The sequence below is a fragment of the Xenorhabdus szentirmaii DSM 16338 genome (assembly GCF_002632585.1).
GTDB classification, from domain to species: Bacteria; Pseudomonadota; Gammaproteobacteria; order Enterobacterales; family Enterobacteriaceae; genus Xenorhabdus; species Xenorhabdus szentirmaii.
On the sequence record NZ_NIBV01000005.1, the window covers coordinates 30,872 to 47,193 of the forward strand.

21 protein-coding genes and 3 pseudogenes are annotated in these 16,322 nt (G+C 47.5%); 5 read left to right on the forward strand and 19 right to left on the reverse strand.

Annotated elements, in window-relative coordinates:
• Window positions 1–569 (forward strand): transposase (locus Xsze_RS22995; RefSeq protein ID WP_244590059.1); only part of this gene is annotated, 569 nt, incomplete at its 5' end.
• A 388-nt stretch (window positions 570–957) separates the two neighbouring features.
• Here Xsze_RS22995 and Xsze_RS20865 read toward each other — a convergent pair.
• From Xsze_RS20865 to Xsze_RS20895, 5 genes and pseudogenes are all read right to left on the reverse strand, one after another.
• A complete protein-coding gene (locus tag Xsze_RS20865; protein ID WP_143707607.1) occupies window positions 958–1,380 on the reverse strand; it encodes a hypothetical protein in 423 nt (140 codons plus the stop codon).
• Window positions 1,349–1,705, reverse strand: a complete 357-nt coding sequence (locus Xsze_RS20870; RefSeq protein ID WP_038242154.1) for a hypothetical protein — start codon at window positions 1,703–1,705, stop codon at window positions 1,349–1,351. Before Xsze_RS20870 ends, Xsze_RS20865 begins: the two co-directional genes overlap by 32 nt.
• Window positions 1,706–1,990: a PAAR domain-containing protein gene (locus Xsze_RS20875; RefSeq protein ID WP_038242156.1), complete on the reverse strand. Its 285-nt coding sequence runs from the start codon at window positions 1,988–1,990 to the stop codon at window positions 1,706–1,708.
• Between the two features lie 21 nt (window positions 1,991–2,011).
• Window positions 2,012–2,935: pseudogene (gene rdgC / locus Xsze_RS23000) on the reverse strand (recombination-associated protein RdgC).
• 611 nt (window positions 2,936–3,546) lie between these two features.
• Entirely contained in the window at window positions 3,547–4,182 is a 636-nt protein-coding gene (locus Xsze_RS20895) for a hypothetical protein (RefSeq protein ID WP_038242162.1), read from the reverse strand.
• A 68-nt stretch (window positions 4,183–4,250) separates the two neighbouring features.
• Here Xsze_RS20895 and Xsze_RS23440 point away from each other — a divergent pair.
• Window positions 4,251–4,322, forward strand: a pseudogene (locus Xsze_RS23440) (IS1 family transposase); the annotation flags it as partial.
• 568 nt (window positions 4,323–4,890) lie between these two features.
• Here the strand turns inward: Xsze_RS23440 and tnpA are convergent.
• Complete coding sequence (tnpA, locus tag Xsze_RS20905) at window positions 4,891–5,319, reverse strand: IS200/IS605 family transposase (RefSeq protein WP_099139186.1); 429 nt, start codon at window positions 5,317–5,319, stop codon at window positions 4,891–4,893.
• 109 nt (window positions 5,320–5,428) lie between these two features.
• A pseudogene (locus Xsze_RS20910) lies at window positions 5,429–5,577 on the reverse strand (transposase); the annotation flags it as partial.
• A gap of 743 nt (window positions 5,578–6,320) precedes the next feature.
• On the opposite strand from Xsze_RS20910, the gene Xsze_RS20915 reads away from it, so the two are divergent.
• Genes Xsze_RS20915 through Xsze_RS23010 form a run of 3 tightly spaced genes read left to right on the forward strand, consistent with a single transcriptional unit; the run spans window position 6,321 to window position 7,257 of the window.
• Window positions 6,321–6,884, forward strand: a complete 564-nt coding sequence (locus Xsze_RS20915; RefSeq protein WP_038239086.1) for an AidA/PixA family protein — start codon at window positions 6,321–6,323, stop codon at window positions 6,882–6,884.
• A 37-nt stretch (window positions 6,885–6,921) separates the two neighbouring features.
• On the forward strand, window positions 6,922–7,044 hold the full coding sequence (locus Xsze_RS23005; protein ID WP_244431810.1) for an IS1096 element passenger TnpR family protein: 123 nt from the start codon (window positions 6,922–6,924) through the stop codon (window positions 7,042–7,044).
• Between the two features lie 24 nt (window positions 7,045–7,068).
• Window positions 7,069–7,257: a hypothetical protein gene (locus tag Xsze_RS23010; protein ID WP_038239088.1), complete on the forward strand. Its 189-nt coding sequence runs from the start codon at window positions 7,069–7,071 to the stop codon at window positions 7,255–7,257.
• Between the two features lie 400 nt (window positions 7,258–7,657).
• On the opposite strand, the gene Xsze_RS20925 is transcribed toward Xsze_RS23010, so the two are convergent.
• From Xsze_RS20925 to Xsze_RS20970, 12 genes are all read right to left on the reverse strand, one after another.
• Complete coding sequence (locus Xsze_RS20925; protein ID WP_244590091.1) at window positions 7,658–8,074, reverse strand: hypothetical protein; 417 nt, start codon at window positions 8,072–8,074, stop codon at window positions 7,658–7,660.
• 17 nt (window positions 8,075–8,091) lie between these two features.
• A complete protein-coding gene (locus tag Xsze_RS23015) occupies window positions 8,092–8,265 on the reverse strand; it encodes a hypothetical protein (protein WP_244431803.1) in 174 nt (57 codons plus the stop codon).
• A gap of 70 nt (window positions 8,266–8,335) precedes the next feature.
• Entirely contained in the window at window positions 8,336–8,794 is a 459-nt protein-coding gene (locus Xsze_RS20930; protein WP_038239091.1) for a hypothetical protein, read from the reverse strand.
• A gap of 2 nt (window positions 8,795–8,796) precedes the next feature.
• Window positions 8,797–9,177: a hypothetical protein gene (locus Xsze_RS20935; RefSeq protein ID WP_143707608.1), complete on the reverse strand. Its 381-nt coding sequence runs from the start codon at window positions 9,175–9,177 to the stop codon at window positions 8,797–8,799.
• Between the two features lie 41 nt (window positions 9,178–9,218).
• Window positions 9,219–9,989, reverse strand: a complete 771-nt coding sequence (locus Xsze_RS20940) for a hypothetical protein (RefSeq protein ID WP_038239096.1) — start codon at window positions 9,987–9,989, stop codon at window positions 9,219–9,221.
• Window positions 9,976–10,263 carry a hypothetical protein gene (locus tag Xsze_RS20945; protein WP_051462426.1) on the reverse strand — a complete coding sequence of 96 codons (288 nt, stop codon included), beginning with the start codon at window positions 10,261–10,263 and terminating at the stop codon, window positions 9,976–9,978. Before Xsze_RS20945 ends, Xsze_RS20940 begins: the two co-directional genes overlap by 14 nt.
• Before the next feature lie 47 nt (window positions 10,264–10,310).
• A complete protein-coding gene (locus tag Xsze_RS20950) occupies window positions 10,311–10,703 on the reverse strand; it encodes a hypothetical protein (protein WP_051462427.1) in 393 nt (130 codons plus the stop codon).
• Window positions 10,700–10,945 (reverse strand): hypothetical protein, encoded by a 246-nt coding sequence (locus tag Xsze_RS23020; RefSeq protein WP_244431804.1) that lies wholly within the window; start codon window positions 10,943–10,945, stop codon window positions 10,700–10,702. The genes Xsze_RS20950 and Xsze_RS23020 overlap by 4 nt, the downstream gene beginning before the upstream one ends.
• A gap of 166 nt (window positions 10,946–11,111) precedes the next feature.
• The gene (locus tag Xsze_RS20955) at window positions 11,112–11,915 is read right to left on the reverse strand and encodes a phage tail protein (protein ID WP_244431805.1); all 804 of its coding nucleotides are present in this window, start codon (window positions 11,913–11,915) and stop codon (window positions 11,112–11,114) included.
• Complete coding sequence (locus Xsze_RS20960) at window positions 11,908–12,240, reverse strand: hypothetical protein (RefSeq protein WP_038239098.1); 333 nt, start codon at window positions 12,238–12,240, stop codon at window positions 11,908–11,910. Before Xsze_RS20960 ends, Xsze_RS20955 begins: the two co-directional genes overlap by 8 nt.
• Window positions 12,237–13,124: a hypothetical protein gene (locus tag Xsze_RS20965; RefSeq protein ID WP_051462428.1), complete on the reverse strand. Its 888-nt coding sequence runs from the start codon at window positions 13,122–13,124 to the stop codon at window positions 12,237–12,239. The genes Xsze_RS20960 and Xsze_RS20965 overlap by 4 nt, the downstream gene beginning before the upstream one ends.
• 16 nt (window positions 13,125–13,140) lie before the next feature.
• Window positions 13,141–16,182 (reverse strand): Tn3 family transposase, encoded by a 3,042-nt coding sequence (locus Xsze_RS20970; RefSeq protein WP_038239100.1) that lies wholly within the window; start codon window positions 16,180–16,182, stop codon window positions 13,141–13,143.
• Between the last annotated feature and the right edge of the window lie 140 nt (window positions 16,183–16,322).

A 16,322-nucleotide genomic window follows, 5' to 3' on the forward strand; every position in this document is an offset into this window, starting at 1 on the left:
TTTGCCACCTGACCCTGCAACTGGGGCTCACCCCGGTCATCAGCTATCGTCGCCCAAACAAAGGCCCTAATACGTTCCAAAAGAAACAGTTTATTTATGACTCGCAACACGATTGCTATACCTGCCCGCAGGGCGAAAAGCTGATTTATACCACCACCGACCGCCAGGGATACCGCCATTACCAAACAGCCGCCGGCATTTGCCAGAACTGTCCACAGCGGTCGGCTTGTACACGGGCTAAAAAGGGAAAAACCATCACGCGGCACCTCTGGGAAACGAGCAAAGAAAAGGCTCAATACATTCGGTTAACGCCGTGGGGCAAAAAAATGCATAAGCGACGAAAAGAAACGATAGAGCGCAGTTTTGCGGATGCCAAACAGCATCACGGGCATCGTTACGCCCATTTTCGCGGGTTGCTGAAAGTGCAGATACAGTGCCTATTGGCGGCCACCGCGCAAAATATCAAGAAGATAGCGTTACTGGTGGCCACGCTTTGTTGGTTTTATCTGGGGTTCAGCCGTGAATGTAGTCGATCAACCATCCCATCACGTTCTGGAAAAGGGGAATAACGGGCATGAATCAGAAAAAAAACGAAGAGGAGGGTTGATAATGGAGACGGTAATTGTATGGTTTCAACGCGGTTTGTCAGCATTCTGAAACCACCGACTTTAGTCGGTGGTTGTTGAGTTAACCGATTGTTTCGGGCGGTTATGCGATCCTTTAAGAATCGTATATTGTTATCTTGAGTGCTGATAATCGTCTTTAAGGTGTGATTTTCACCGGACAATTCGGCTTTATCCTGACTCAGCTCTACAATGTGTTTTGTAAGGTTTTTATATTGGTTATATGCAAGATATCCTCCCATACTGATAACGGCCAACACAAAGCCAACACCGGCTAATTTCAGTGACTTTCCAATAGGGAATGACGTTATCCCACCCAGTAACATAATGGCTCCTACGACAAGGCGGCAATGACAGACACCGGGGTGATGGCTTTTAATGCGCGGGTCATGGCCGGGCTTTCAAGCAAGCCGGCGAGCATCGAAACACTGACGGCATTACGAAAGGATTTTTGCGCCCGGTTGGCAGAATCATTAGCCTGTGTGGCTAATCGATTAACGGCCTCCGTGGCTTTATCAAGGTCATCAAGCGAACGCGTTAATGTTTCAGCTGCGTCGTTTAGCCGGGCTATCTGTTCGTCGGTCAACGTTGGAATAAGACCACCAGCCCCCAGCCGGTTATCCAGGAGTGAATTGATACTATTCATTGCTGCCTGAATATCATCCGTGTTAATACCCACAATGAGCCGATTTTGTGCGGTGGTTATGTCTGTATCCGCAATCGCTTCAATCAAATGAAACGGGGTACTGTCGGGCAATAGGTGGCCTTTCAAATAACACGTCCAGCCAAATACGTATCTGGATCAATTGGGATGGGCTTTGATAACCATTGATAGCGTCATGGAACGCATGTGCCGCGTTGGCCGAAACTGTTAATTTGCTAATAGCATCAGTCACCTTGTTCACGGCGTGAATGACTGAAGCGGGATAGCTCATTTCTGGCTTCATGAGCTGGCGAAGTAAGGCGGCTTTTTTGAGGGAATTATCTGCAGTCGATTTAGCGATGCACAGTGCGGCTGGTGGGTGTAATCCTTCCGCGCCCAACGCCCTGAATGCGGCGATTTGTTTTTCGTTGTCTAGCATTTAACTTACCTTAAAAGAAGTGTCCCCAGACACCACAACAGAACCACACGACACCGGATCATCAACACAACAAAGGGCTTTCCCGTTCACCGTAAACCACGGTCTTGTGCTGATGGCGGTTCCGTTATGCGTGCTATTACTGTCAGTGTGATCAGGAAACACATTCCCGTCCACCAGTACAGAAACGCCATTGATTTTTACCAGGGCTTCACCTTCGGATGAAGGGCGGGGAGGAAATCCCCCATGCCCAGAACAGATTGAATTCTTCGTCCCCACAGCAGACATTTGCTCACCTTGATAAAAGAGTTATTCTCTGGGGGCCTGTAATTTGCCCAGTGCGTCAAAAATAAGGGTGTAAGCCGTCCGTAGCTCATCCACCATTAAGATAAAATCGGCGTATTCGCGGGATAATGCGTCTTCTTCAGCTTTATTTTGCGTTGAAAACGCCTCACCAAACTGAAATTTTTTAAATTTGCATGAACGGGTTAGTTCTAAATCCAATCCGCATTGGGTATCAACATGAACGCCGAGTGCGCAAACCTGACGGCCTTGATCTAACAGCATGGAAACCATTTCATCGTTGTTCAATCGGTCTTCTTTGTTGAATCGGACTTCCCCATCGTCATAAATCAGATCGGCTTTTTTAATCTTCTCACTGATGCTCAGCTTGGCCGGCAGGGTATTCGCCTCTTTTAGCCGCTCCGTCATCGCTACTTCAACGGGGATTTCTGTGGCAACAGGGACAACGGGCAGGGATCCCAGTGTACGGCGCAGAAGTGACAATACCTATTCTGCTGTGCGGGGGGAGGAGGTGTCAATGGAAATCAAACCGTTATCAACGTCGATCCACATTTGAAGGGTGTTCCGTTTCGGAAATGCGCGGGGTAACAGCGCCTGAATAACGTCATCTTTAATTTGAGCCACTTCAGAACGGCGCAATTTGCGATCTTGTACTGACGCTAATTCATCACGCTTGGCATTCAGGTGTTCTTGGATGATGGCGGTTGGGATATCTTTACTCTCTTTCACGGCCACAAGCAGCAGGTTATTACCGTGAACAAACATCGCTGGACGATTATCATTCATTAGCCAGCCAATCCGGGAAGCTTCATGCGGGTCACAGGGCGTAAACGCAAAATGCGGCATAAGGGTAAGTAATTCAGCTTCGGTGAGATTCGGCACCGCTTGTGATAACGGGTAGATGAGGGTGTTTTTAAAAACCTTGAACATCAAAATGACACCTGATTAGCAATACGGGCATTGATTGTATCAAAATAAATAGTTAGTTAGAATGTCTATCGTGACAACGCCTTCATGTCACAACATGTAACATGTTATGTAATGACTATTTTCTTTTCTAATCCTATTAGCACGTTGTCTTATTGCAGTGAAAAGGAACTATTGTGCCTGAAATTAAAAAGGAACCGATGGTTGTATCGTTATCAGGCGGTCAATCATCAGGATTTATGTGTGATTATCTTCTGCAAAATTATGCTGGTAATTATGATTTCTATTGCAACTGATTGTCCGGTAGATTCCTCAATAAAATGAATCTGCATCAGATGTTTTGCAATATTGACGCCAACAGGAGTATATTTCATGAGTGGATCCTCCAGTCATCGGGAAGCTACAGGCTTCCACTTTTAGGCACTATAAGGCCGGAAATCTGAGAGGATCCACGCCTCATATCTCAATTCCATCACAATGCCGGGAGCTAAGTGGTTGGGGTGCGTTCATTACATTCTCCTAATATAGCTCATCAGGCTGCTTTGGCATTGGTCACTGTGATACGCACCCGCTTACCGCGTCGCGCACGATTAGCCGCTCGGCAGTGCAACGGGCTACCCCCCCGTCTTCATGTCACTAATGCTGGGAATCGGAGCAGTCGTGAAGGTGTGCTTGAACCGAACATCGTCCGTGCGCTTCAATGGCTTCATGGAATCGGCATACATGCCATTGTGTGAACCTGCCCAGTACCCGCTATACTTGTATCCTGAAAATATGCAATGCAAGGTGGCATTCTTCGAACCAAATGGGATCGGAACGCTAGTACCAGCACACTCGAACAGAAATATCTTTCCCTCCTTGTTGAACGACTTGGGAGTCATTCCCATCGGCAGATTTCTGCCGAACGCCAGCTCCAGCGGCTCCAGCTTGGGTGGCGTGCTTGCGCCCATATACACCTGATGGTACACCGACACGCTGAGGCTATTCAGTTTTGGCAGGAAGATTGTGGTGCTGCCGGTCTTTGGGTCGGATGACTCATATGTGTCCTGCATCCATGGTAAAAGCGTGCCTTCCGACGCCTGCGATATCGCATTGAAGTAGATTGTCGCCTTAAGGCTTTTCTTGTCTATCTTGATCCCTCCTCGTACTCGCAATCGGCAGTGGCTCGGAAACTTCTCATTTCCGAAAGATGAATAATCTGGTTCGATATACTCGGCATAATCCGCTTCGATATTCCAATTGTTGGACATTCGCTTCTCCTGTATTTTCTGCATGCGAAAATTGGTTATGGTATTCTGTTGCTATTTAAGATCTTCCTGTGGCTACCATTACTGTTCATTGCCCTCACTGTGATTCAGATAATATTTACCGACACGGTCGTAGTTCTTCTTAGCATGACCACTTTCGTTGCCGTTCCTGCCATCGTGATAACAGTTATTTATCTCTATTACATCGACATTATTCCAAAAACATGGTCTATATATTCCTAACTGATATGTAGACTTTTCATTACCAGTCCCGATATTAATACTTCTCATTATATTAGTATCTCGTAGATCAGGTGAGGACTCATATGTTTTAATAATTATCATACCTATTTTAGGTGGGAATATTTCCAATAAAAATTATTCCAATTTTTAATATTTTTTCTTATAAAGTTTTAACTAACATCAATTGATTAAATTTTAATTGTTCATTTTTATGAAAATACATCTAGTTTTATATATTATTTAGATCCAACTTCTTAATGGATTTTGTTATTACGGTAGATTTAATGAAGGTTAAATAAGTAGCTTGTATTATTTTTCCAAAATGAATAGTATCATTTTCAGTTAATTAAAAAATATCAAAAAAAGCATTGCAAATAAAATTCATAAGACCCAACAACCACCGACTAAAGTCGGTGGGTTAGTGATTAACGGACTGACATTCCGGATACGCATCGACTGAACGATGCATCAATTATCCAGCCTGAAGTTATCATTTGGGTTCGGTTCAAAATGGTGGGCAAGATAAGCCTCAATCATTTCTTCTGTTAACTGACCCACCGTAGAACAAAAATAGCCTCTGCCCCAAAAATGCTGACCCCAATAGCGTTTTTTCAGATGAGTAAACTCCTCAAACAACTTATTCGCTGTCCTCCCTTTCAGCCTCCTCATGATTTCTGAGGGTGCTAATGTCGGCGGACTATTCACCAATATGTGAACATGATCTTGGCTCACGACACCACTTAATATTCTGATTTCAAATGCTTCACACGTCTGACGGACTAACTCTCGCACCCGAATACCGACTTCACCCGTCAGCACCTTGTACCTGTATTTTGTTACCCACACAAAATGATATTCGATATTAAATACCGTGTGGCTGCCATATCTGTAATCCATGTTGCACCTCCCGTGCAACACAGTATCGCAGCTAAAGCTGACCGACTAAAGTCGGTGGGTTAGTGATTAACGGACTGACATTCCTGATACGCATCGACTGAACGATGCATCAATTATCCAGCCTGAAGTTATCATTCAGGTTTGATTCAAAATGATGCTCCAGATAGGCCTTTATCATCTATTCCGTTAATTGACCTACCGTCGCACAAAAATAGCTTTTGCCCAAAAATGCTGATCCCAGTAACGTTTTGAGAGCGTAAAAAACCGTGGGGCACTCCGTGAAATTGGTGACATAATGAACGAGTGGGAGTGTTAGAAATTCTGTGGTGCGACACGAGGCTGTTCCTGTGATTGTTTCACCCAATAAGTTGAAAGTATAACCTGCTGTCTCACTAATAGTTCCCTACCTGACTGTGCGTTGAGAGTAATTTCGGCGTGCAAAGCGTCAGGGACAACGTAGCCGAACGATTCGCGAGAGTCAATCCCAAACTGCCAGCCGCAGGCGGTGAAGGCGCCAGGGATGAGGTTATGGTCAGCAAAAGCTAATTTCGAGAAGCATCCTAATACTTATGGAGCCAAAGCGGCTGTCAGGCTTCAGCCAAAAAGGCACATTGGCAGGCATACCTTATCACAGATGAGGTATAGTGAGTGTTGCCAGCCGGTGTAAACGGAAGACCTGTTCCCTTGAGTCATAGGAACGTGGTAACCCCGTACAACTCCGTCAGGTAGCAAGCTGGATGCCATCCACTACAAGATCTGTGAGGATGGGTGCTATGTGAGCAAGGTGGTCTATACCGTATTGGCGCTCAACTACCTTAGGTTATATTGGTTATCTAGGACAGACTCATAATAAGTTTATTTTTATAAATTTTATTTGTAATATTTATTTTGATATTTTCCAAATTATTTGACAATGACATCATACAGCTGGCAATTATTCATATATTAATTTGCCATTATATTTTCTGTAATAACTAAAAGTAATTAATTAGGAGGCTATAATGTCTAACATTAACATACTAATCACTCTTGACACAGATGAAATTATTCATCAGCAACTAGTTGAAGACTACGGTCATATTAAAGAGATAGACGGAAAATATATTAATGTGGTTGTTCTAGGTAATAATAATGCAATGTCTTTCATTAATGGAGCCGATATTGCTAAAAAAACTTATTTAGAAATACCAAAAGCTAATAAAAATGATGATATTCAATGGCGAGTATTTTCATTGTCATCAAAAAATACTAGTGTAAATTCACATGATGTTATCATCTTGTCAGATCTTAAAGTTACCAACGACACTATTAAAGCGATTCATTCTCCTATTGATTTAGATATTAGTAAATTTAACTCGCCAATTATTAATGACAAAGCAAAAACTTCGACACCACCAACTTTAAGTTATATAACTACACAAGAAAATACTTGGACTAGCCATATTGACGTTGACACCAAGCAAATTCAAGAATTAGTAGCTACGTTTGCCGTATGCAACACAAAATCAAAACAAATTCTTGGATATTTCAAATGGACTCATAAAATTATGATTGGCTCTAAATAGCATTGATAACCATTAATATTTTTCATGATAGTAAATAATCTCGCTTGATGACTTTGAATTTGATGCCGGTGATCGTTTCACTTATGAGTACAATTTTTTCGAGCACTGGCTTCACAACATCCGTATTGCAACCATTCTCGATAGTTCTCGCCTAAAATAGCCTTTTTGTCTGGCCGGAAATAGAATGCCCGGAGCAACCTTAGTTGATGAAAGCGATAAAACACTGGCGTTACTGAAAGCTATCATTAATGTCGATGAAACGACCACCGTCAGGGATATTCGTCCCTCGATTGATGAGCTGGATGCCGTCAGGTTTAATCGCAAAAAGGTTAACCGTCAATTGCGTCAACTCGATATTGATTCGTCTGAATAGGAGCCTGTCGTGGTGTGGCTATAGCGGATAGGTATGATTGTTATCCAAAAGGTATACCTTTTCATCCATGCTAAAAACTAGGAAATAATCCTCTATAAACCTCGGGAAAGTCAATTTTATAGAGTATCCTACAAATTTTTATCAGGTTTAAAGACTTTTTAGGTTTATATGCATTATGCCTACATTCGGGTCAGTTCGGTTGACCAGTATATTGATCGCCAGAAAGAGGCACTAAGTTAACACAGAATTTGTCATAACCCTCTTGAAAAATGGTGCAAGCATTTAATGGTTTATGGAAAGTCCCGATCTTAGCCGTGATGAACTTATCCCTTGTAATAATATTCATCTTTTCCTTACCAGCACCGGCTTTTGCTGTGGATAAACGTTATTCTCTTCACCGTTATTGCGAAAAGCTGAACTCTGGCGCCTTCGCATTAAACCCCGCCGTGCTCTCAAAGGTAATTTCTCCCTGCGATTTGATGGTGGTTTTGCCGCCGACATGCAGAAAATAATCCCCGGTCGCATGGTGAAATACATCCCCGGCTTCATTCATCCCGATACAGGCCCCGCTTGCCGTGTTGGTTATCGTGACACCGCCACCCGCAGTATGAATGACCAGTAAGTGATTGCGCTTATACACCAAATCTTTTGTTGGTGATAAGACAGGCAAAGGGGGAGAACCTGCCACGGCGGGCGGCACATAGGCTCCCCTTTGGCCGGAGGATTCCGGCGCCACGTTCGGAATGCCGTGAGGGGCATCCTGTGCCGCGCCGGTGATCATGGGATAGCGGCTGTCTCCCCCATAGGGAAACTCCACCCAGACCAGATCCCCTTTCACTGCGGGGGTAAATGCCCCCCGATAGGAAGCCGGTATTCCGCCCACGGTAAAACGGCATCGGGTACACTGTCCCATAAGGTTAACAGTTTCACCTGGGCTTTCATCAGCCCGGCTGGGTGTTCTGTTGCCACGACAATAGCCCGATGGCTGCCATAGAGTGCGTGACTCACTGGGGTACCCCCAAGATCATCCGGGTGCTGTAGGCAATACGCTCTTCAAACTGGGTGACGCGCTCGACAATCATTTTTTTGGGAGGGATTCATCAATCCGGTTATCCGGATCATAACGATGGATAATCACTTGTATCACAGTGCCGGCCTGAATGGCCGGGTTTCCCGTACATTCAATGTCGAGCTTGGGGATCAAAACCCGTCCCCGATTTTGCAGTGTCCCTAAGTCTGAATCGGAAACCACTTTCACCGGCAATGACGCCTCCCCGAATGAGCGATAGCCCTCTGTCATGGAATACCCGACATAGCGATGGTGTTTGGCGGCGGTGACGGCAAAATCGGCGTTAAGGTTGCTCAGTTTTGTGATGCGGTATTTTGCCCGGGGGTTATTGTATTCATAGGTGAACGCGGGTTTTGTGTTGATAAGGCCCCTCATCGATTTCAAATGGAGCTTGCCTCTGGCTGTCCAGGCCAGCGCCCCGTGGTCTTTGGCGATTTGCCGAATGAGCGTCGCGGGTTTTTGCCCCATGTTTAATAGGTATCCAGGCGGTTAAAGGGATCTGCCACTGTCTGGAGTCCTTTTGCCAATGTGCGAATAATTTTCTCCGGTTCAGCATCGGTAAAAAAACGGGGGGTGCCAGTGGGGATCAACAGTGTTCGCATGGCGGTAGAAAGACTGGTGATGGTCACGGTGTCCCTATTCAGCGGGGCAGAAATGACCGAGAACGTTTCTTTAAACAAGGCCTGTTCGCCGTCAGGATCGCCCAGAGTGGCCGTTATCACTGCCCCTTCTCTAACACCCAGGTTATCCAGCACGTAGCCGGTGACGTCACGGACATTCAGCAGTAACAATGGGGCTGCTAATTGGGCGTTTTCGATGTACGCGACGGAGGTGACGGATTCCCGCGGCAAGGCCTCACCGTTAATCTCGAGGGTCTGTAAAAAATACTGATTCATGATGGCTTCTGTGCAGTGACGACGGTTTTTTCAACCTGTGGCATAACGGCATGTGCCATAATGATATCCGCCTGGACTTTTAGGCTGGCCCGGGCACCAAAAAGGCGATCTTCCGTGACCGGTAATGACACATCCGAAAACGCAATTTCTCTGGCCTCATTGAACGCACACTCAATGTTGACTTCCGCATGGGCAATATTGATGAGTGCGTGAAAGCTGATGGACCTCATCCCGGCAAAGTGAACGGCAATGGCATTACACAGGAGGGATAACGGCTCTTTCTCTGCTGACAGAACAACAATATCGTAAACCAGGTTGACAGGATGGACCTCCAGAACAGCCACAATCGTCTCACCGTCAAACACTTCGCCGTATCGGTCCCGTCTTATCTGTCGGTCGTTCGGCATCATATTGAAATCCATGGTGCGGGAGAGGTTAATCACGGGCAGGGCGTCATGATTCACATCATGATCCTCTGACTGACTTTTTCTGCCCGCTTTTGCCTGGCGCAGGGTCCGGATGAAATCTTTGATATCGTCGAAACGGCCAAGCAGCATCTGATCACTCGCCGGGCGGCTGATAAACTCAATAAATCCCTGATTGTGTGGATCGGGGTGATTCACCCTGAGCCCTTTCAGGCTGGCGGCAATGTGATTTCCCACCGCAATATCAATCCCCCGGAATCCGCTGACTTCCCTTTCGCCGAGGGGCGTTAACTTCAGCGACTTTATGCGCATTAACACGTCGTTGTTTTCATCTTGGCTCATGATCTGCCCATAATGACTGACTGAAATTTCGGGCAGGTATGCAGTAATAAAGCGACCCCACGGAGGCCGTGCCATATGTAAAAATGCGCAGCACGTACCAGAATCGGCGGGCTAAGCAGCCATGGGATAAGGCTTCATTCCATTCAAAGATGGCACCGACGGATACGCCGATTGCGGCGGCCCGGATCACTAAAAAGTCATCCGTGCCCCCATCCTGATCGCCATCCGCATCCACGGCAGTAAAAGCTTCACGCTCATCGGGGCAGTCCAGCATCCTCACTTTTTGCAGGTCGGTGTAGGAAAGCTCTTTTTGATGGTTATTTAATTCTGTAAAAACCGGGCCCTCAACGCCATTGTCATTCGTTTTGGAGGGGGGGGGCGATATAACAACGCATCATAGCTGTCCGGATCGTCCTCTATCATTTTTATCCAGTCCTGACGCACGAGATCATTGAGGGGAGCGTGGCCTTGATACCGGGGTTTCAGGGTGATATCCGGCGATTTTGCCGATAGGTCCGGGGGCAGGACGGCTTGCCCCGGCGGGGCCTGATCCTCACCTGTGCTCATCTTTTCGGGTGGCGTTTGAACCGCATCGAAATCCCACTGTGCCATAGCCTGTGCTGAACGGTCTGTGTTGGGGTGTGGCTGGGCTGAGCCCATGCCGGTGATTTCATTGTCCGGAATATCATCCAGCCATGCGTTGTAGCGGCTCATGCGTTCCCTTTGGCCTGTTTTTTCATGTACGTGCTGAAGGCGGCTTCAGCCTGTTCTGGACGCTTACCTGACAGGATGAGCGCATCCATGAAGGATTGTTTTTTCATCGTGAAGACATCTTTCAATTGTTGTTTTAACAATTGTTCCTGTGCTTTCATCCGGTTGATGTCTTCCTGCTGCTTTTGCAGTTTTATACGCTGCGAATCCGTGAGCTTTTTTGCTTTCTGCAGCTGCGAGCGCAACGCATCCAGTTTCTTTGGATCTTGAGTGAATTTCTGCGCCAGTGCCGCGAGGCGTTGCTGATAGCGCCGGTACTCGTCTTTTATTGCGGTGTGGTTGGTTTAACTTTTCCGGTTCCGGTTAAGCTGCTTTAGCTGCGCTGGCCCAAAAAACGCGGTGGTCTTTTGTTTATTGTCCCCAAAGCTGGTGGCCCGGGCGTTTTTCTGCAACAACCGGCCCCACCTGCATTTGCCAGGTGCCGGCCTGCATTCGGGTCATCGCATGAATCACGTGTTTACACGCCACGCCAGTTAAGTTCGGGTTTCTGATTTTCGGGTAGATATACTCTTTCGGGGGGCTCACCGCGAAATTCCCCGCGGTTGCAATATAGCGATACCAATACGTGTGGCGGCCACAATCACAGTCAAATGACACCCGGCCGGCACACATCCGGCGTATCACACGGGCGGAATTCTTTTCTGTCTCTGACAGGCTTTCCAGGGCGGTATCCCACTCTTCAAAGCGGATCTTAACGCGATGGTGCTTGTCTTTGGACTGGTCGGACGCCGTGACACGGATAATGGCCGTATTCTGTTCCATGCCGATAAAGGCGGCGGTTTTGATGCCTGAGCCATCATCGACCGTGTTGTTTGCCCGTTTGATATCAATGGGGGTGCAACTCGCGATCAGCTGGGGATAGGTGATCCCTGCCATCTGGGCATGAAACCCCGCCCGAATTTTTTGCCGGTTTTTTTCAAACGTCTTCAGGTCGTCTTGAGTAAATAACGTCCCGTCCCGTTTTTTACCCAAGGCCATCACCTCCTCCGCCTTTTTATTTTTTAACAGGGAGGGCGTCAGTAGCCGGCCTGCCTGACGCCGGCGACGTTTGGCCTGTTGATCCCGGGTAATTTGTTTGAACAGCCGGTTAAATTCTCTGGGCAGTAGCCCGTCAGTCTCATACCGACCGGTTTCTGTGCGGGGAAAATCAGTCATTCAGGATTTCCGGGGTGTCCGCGTAGTGCCTGACCCTATCGCGTATCCAGGCCGCGGAAGGTAAGGACAAATTATCACCCACGGGTAAGGGTTCTAACTCACTTTCATGCCCGGCCACCAGCCTGACCACCCAACGCAACACGGCGTTTTTATACACCCGGTAGGCGACCAGATCGGCTCTGAACGCCTCATCCGGTTTGAGGGTGTAGGCGATATTGCTGGCGTGGTCGAATAGCTGAGACTGGGCAATAATCTCGCGGTGCAGATAAGCCCGAATGATAGGATCGGCAATGCAGCGGTCATCCAGTCGTGAATAGTCATTCATAGGATCACCGTCTGTTTATCGATGCGTGTGCCGGTTAAAGTCGAAGAAACCGTGTCCTTTTCGACCTGCCTATCATAGGCGCCAACCAGGTTAAACAGGGCGGTTAACGGGGAAAAGGCGTTATCCACCCCCGTAGAGTGCATGGCGTTAATGTACGCCTCTGACCCCACGTTGTTGAATACCGTGCTGTAAACCACCAGCAGCATCAGAACGTGTTCAGGGGTCAGTGATGTCCAGTCAATACGGTAGACTGGTTCACCCGCCGGATTGAATTCAACATCCAGCAGGGAAGGGGAAATGTCATACAGGCTTTTTCCCTTCGGGGGGTAAATGAGGCTGCCTTGACTCTTCAGTTCATGATAGCGTTCCACGGTAACGACAATCACCGGCCGGCCATCATGATGCTTATCGCTGAGCCGGATACGGACCGCGCCAATATGCTGCGCAATGTCGCCGCTGATTTCCTCCACCAGCACCTTAAACCCCGCCCTGACCATTTTCGGGATGTCTTTTGACAGTGCGCTCAGCATTGCCTTGCGTGTTGGCGGCAGCCGTTTCCGGTCTTCCAAAAGCAAATCGCCGTCTTTAAACACAGCCCGGACCATCACCGGCTTTTTCATGGTGCTGATCACCACAATTCTCTGAATCATCGTTCCCCCAACGTTAAAAGGCCGCATGGGGCGGCCTGTTTGCGTCTCGGTGTCTGGTTTCGCGCTAATATCAAAGTTAGGCCCTTTGCTATCATCCAGCTCTGACACACTTTCACGTTTATATTGCGCCAACTGGGCCACCAGCATTAACTTCGCGTTTTCAACCGCCTGTCTTTCTTGTTCTTCGGGAACCCCCGTCACCGCATCTTGGGGTTGTAAGCGGGAAGCCGCCAAAATTTTGCGGGCTTGACTATGACAACGTCAGTCCTTCAATCATGGCGTCCAGATCGAGTTCTTTCCCTTCACTGATAAAGGTGTAATGGCCGTTCAGAAAGATATGCTGCCAGGCTATGGGCGACATTCGTCTGAGAAGAGCAAGTCCCCGGGAGTTACCGACATTTTCATACTTCTGCAGCAACCGCGACAACAGGACGGAGTTATAATAAATAATAATGATGCTGAGCAGCCGCCCACACTGATTGCTGATTTCCAGCTCAATATCATTCTGACCTGTCAGCTCTTTTTTACCACCAACCTGCGCGATCGCTGAACGAAGCTGATGCCAGGATTCAATGCGATTTTGCGATCGATGGCTATTTCTGGCCACCTGCGGGTTACGAAGATACCGGAGAATGTAAAGACTACGGATCAGTTTATCAAACTCAAACAAGGCCTTCCTTGTCGGGTTTTCCGCTGAATAGGTACACAGTTTGCGGATAAGTGCACCCTGAGTAATTTCTTTCATCCCCAGCGTGGCGACAATCTGGTCCAGATGTGGTTTTTCATCAATGATAATTTTCTGATTTATCTTCCCTACAGGCCGGATAAAACATTTTTTATAATGTTCCAGATCATCCGCGCAGTATAGTTCTTTCAGCATGTCCTCTGTCGAGGTAAAGCGGGGTTCGAAACGCAGGCCGAACCAGTGAAGAATGGCGAAATTAGCCTTGTTAATACTGTGCATGTCACCGGTTATCGTCGTTGGTACAATCCCGCTGGTATTTCTGTACCAGATATCGAAAACGTGATGTGCTTCATACTCATGAGCCCCAATGAGATAACCATTGAGTGGAATATGGTTGCATAGCAGGGTGTAAGCCACCACGCCCTTCCCAAGCCCAAAATATTTTTTTGATGCACGGGCTTTGATAGTCGGACGCTCAACGCTGAATTTTTGCCCATCGACAGCGCCATACAGCTCCCCTAACTCCAGGGAGTAATATGGGAAGACAGGAAGTGTCTTAATTCCGTCGCCAATGCAGTCACATGCTGCCTTCAGCGTGGAGAGACGCAGATATTGCTCGTAGGAATCATTGAGCGCATGGTAAGGAATGTCGCTGGTCTGGGACATCATCAGATTACCGTGATTCATGGCCTGTGCCATTATTACCGCCATCAGGCTGTCTGCATCAGCTCCCGTTTTCACATACAGAGGTTGTAGCGGTGTCAGTGCCGACAAAAACTGGCACTGTTGATTAACGAAGCGAAAAATATCCGCCAACTCACACAGGGGCAGTTGTGAATAAAAATCCGTCACACTGTCCGATGGCCCTGTTAAATCCGACTTACGCCAGCTTAGTTTCTGTGTATTATGATCAAACTCCAGATGTGACAACTTACCCTGCTTAAGTTCTCTGTTGAACGCTATCCACTGGTCATGCAGTTCGCGGGCCAGTTCATCCAGTTGATGTTCGACCGGAGTACGTAAAAACGGGATATCCATCTGGGCCAGAATGTCGGATTTTTCTTCTACGGAAACCAGCTCATCTGAAAGGTGGCGGTGCTGCAGGCTGTCATCAAGATAAAGTTCTCCTGCCTCCAGTCGTTTTCTGATTTGCCGGTAAAGCCAGAATTCATAGCGATCGGCATGAAGCCCTGTCGGCGTATCTTTTTCATCAATGCTCAATAACCAGATTCGCAGTCGTGGCGGGAGTGTGGCCGGAGGACATTCTGCTAGCAGTCGCTGCGTCAACCGCAACTGCTTAGAGAACGTCTCCCTGACCCATGTCAGTGCAGCAAGCCAGGGACATTCAGGCGTCACACTGGAAAAATTCAGAGTACAAAACAGCGGCCGTAAATGGCGTCGTATATGAGCCACCTGAGTGTCAACCGCCTCCCATTGTCGTGCCATCCGACTGGCTGGTTTAACCCGCATTCGCTGTGCGGTGCTTTGAAGAGTTTCCCTGGGCATGATTTTCCAGGCTCGCTGGCGTACCTCACCAAAGGGGATGCTATCCGTCACATCATCATCGACAAACAGGGATAACAGCCGACCGACTTTATTATTCTCCTGCTGCCGTTGCAGAACGTCTGCTTCAAAGTTTTTTCTGGCCTCTTCCTTGCAGCGTTCTTCGGTCTGCTTCATGTGCCATATCATGGCGCTGGTGAGGTTATCTGACAGCTGACGGTAGCGAAGCCAGATATAGCACGTCAGATATAACCAGGTTTGTTCGGTTTTGAGGTTACGCAAATCATGGATGGTATAAAAGTTGACCAGACTGGCGAAGTACAGCAAATTTTGTTGCGAAATCCCGAGTCCGGGAAGTAATTGTCGAGCCTTCTGATATATCGGTGCCAGCTGGTTTCGTTTCTCCCTTTCCCTAGACATTTGCCGCCACCGAAAATCTTTCGCTTCCGGCTTCAACACAGCCAGTCCCGACAGCGCATCATCTTTCTTCAGAAGTGAATTCAGTGCGCTCTGTGTTTCTGTATCGAGGGAGGACAACAGTATTCCCGCCAATCGCTGCCGCTCAGTTGACAGTGCTTTACTAATTATTTTCTGGAGTGTGGAATATCCTGGCCGAACGATTTTCTGTTCATTCAGCCAGCAGATAAGTTCGGTAGCAACAAATCCAGGGGTAATATCACGACGCACAATCTGCGCTGCGCGGGCATTCAACTGCGGGCCAACGGAGCCTGACCACTGACGGTACCCAAAGAAGTCGGTAATAAGCTTACGCTGGGCGTAATATTCATGGGTGGTAATAGTTCTGTCGGTAAGGGATACCTCACGAAAGTAACGCTGAACCACAAAATCGAAATCACTTTCCACATCCTTCGGTGAAAAATGAAAGAAGGCGTGTTTGGCCTTAAAATAACCCGTTTGAAGGATACAATAAATCTGCGACAGTATTTCGGGGCGACTGTTTGCCAGCGCCAGCTCATCTGCCGTAAGCGACAAATACTCCAACTGCTGGCCTTCATCAAAGTCAGGCAGGCCATACAGTGCGAATTTTTCTGCATCCGTTAAAACGGTGAGTCTTTTACCTTTATCTTTTCGACGGGATGTCATCCTGACCTCGCACTGAATATGTCCGTAAGAGGATCGCTCTGCGGACGGTAAAAATTAAATTTGCGCTTCAGAGAAAATCACTGCTGACGTTGTCTCATATAACTGGTACGGTATCAATCTCTTTCACGGCTCCTTAAACG

Coding starts and splice junctions, on each gene's coding strand:
- Xsze_RS20960 (WP_038239098.1), bottom strand. CDS start 12,240: ATGAATGACTATTCACGACTGGATGACCGCTGCATTGCCGATCCTATC.
- Xsze_RS23010 (WP_038239088.1), top strand. CDS start 7,069: ATGCCCGGAGCAACCTTAGTTGATGAAAGCGATAAAACACTGGCGTTA.
- Xsze_RS20940 (WP_038239096.1), bottom strand. CDS start 9,989: ATGAGCCAAGATGAAAACAACGACGTGTTAATGCGCATAAAGTCGCTG.
- Xsze_RS20895 (WP_038242162.1), bottom strand. CDS start 4,182: ATGTCCAACAATTGGAATATCGAAGCGGATTATGCCGAGTATATCGAA.
- Xsze_RS20930 (WP_038239091.1), bottom strand. CDS start 8,794: ATGGGGCAAAAACCCGCGACGCTCATTCGGCAAATCGCCAAAGACCAC.
- Xsze_RS20870 (WP_038242154.1), bottom strand. CDS start 1,705: ATGCTAGACAACGAAAAACAAATCGCCGCATTCAGGGCGTTGGGCGCG.
- Xsze_RS20970 (WP_038239100.1), bottom strand. CDS start 16,182: ATGACATCCCGTCGAAAAGATAAAGGTAAAAGACTCACCGTTTTAACG.
- Xsze_RS20955 (WP_244431805.1), bottom strand. CDS start 11,915: ATGACTGATTTTCCCCGCACAGAAACCGGTCGGTATGAGACTGACGGG.
- Xsze_RS20950 (WP_051462427.1), bottom strand. CDS start 10,703: ATGAGCCGCTACAACGCATGGCTGGATGATATTCCGGACAATGAAATC.
- Xsze_RS20875 (WP_038242156.1), bottom strand. CDS start 1,990: ATGTCTGCTGTGGGGACGAAGAATTCAATCTGTTCTGGGCATGGGGGA.
- Xsze_RS20945 (WP_051462426.1), bottom strand. CDS start 10,263: ATGCTGGACTGCCCCGATGAGCGTGAAGCTTTTACTGCCGTGGATGCG.
- Xsze_RS20915 (WP_038239086.1), top strand. CDS start 6,321: ATGTCTAACATTAACATACTAATCACTCTTGACACAGATGAAATTATT.
- tnpA (WP_099139186.1), bottom strand. CDS start 5,319: ATGGATTACAGATATGGCAGCCACACGGTATTTAATATCGAATATCAT.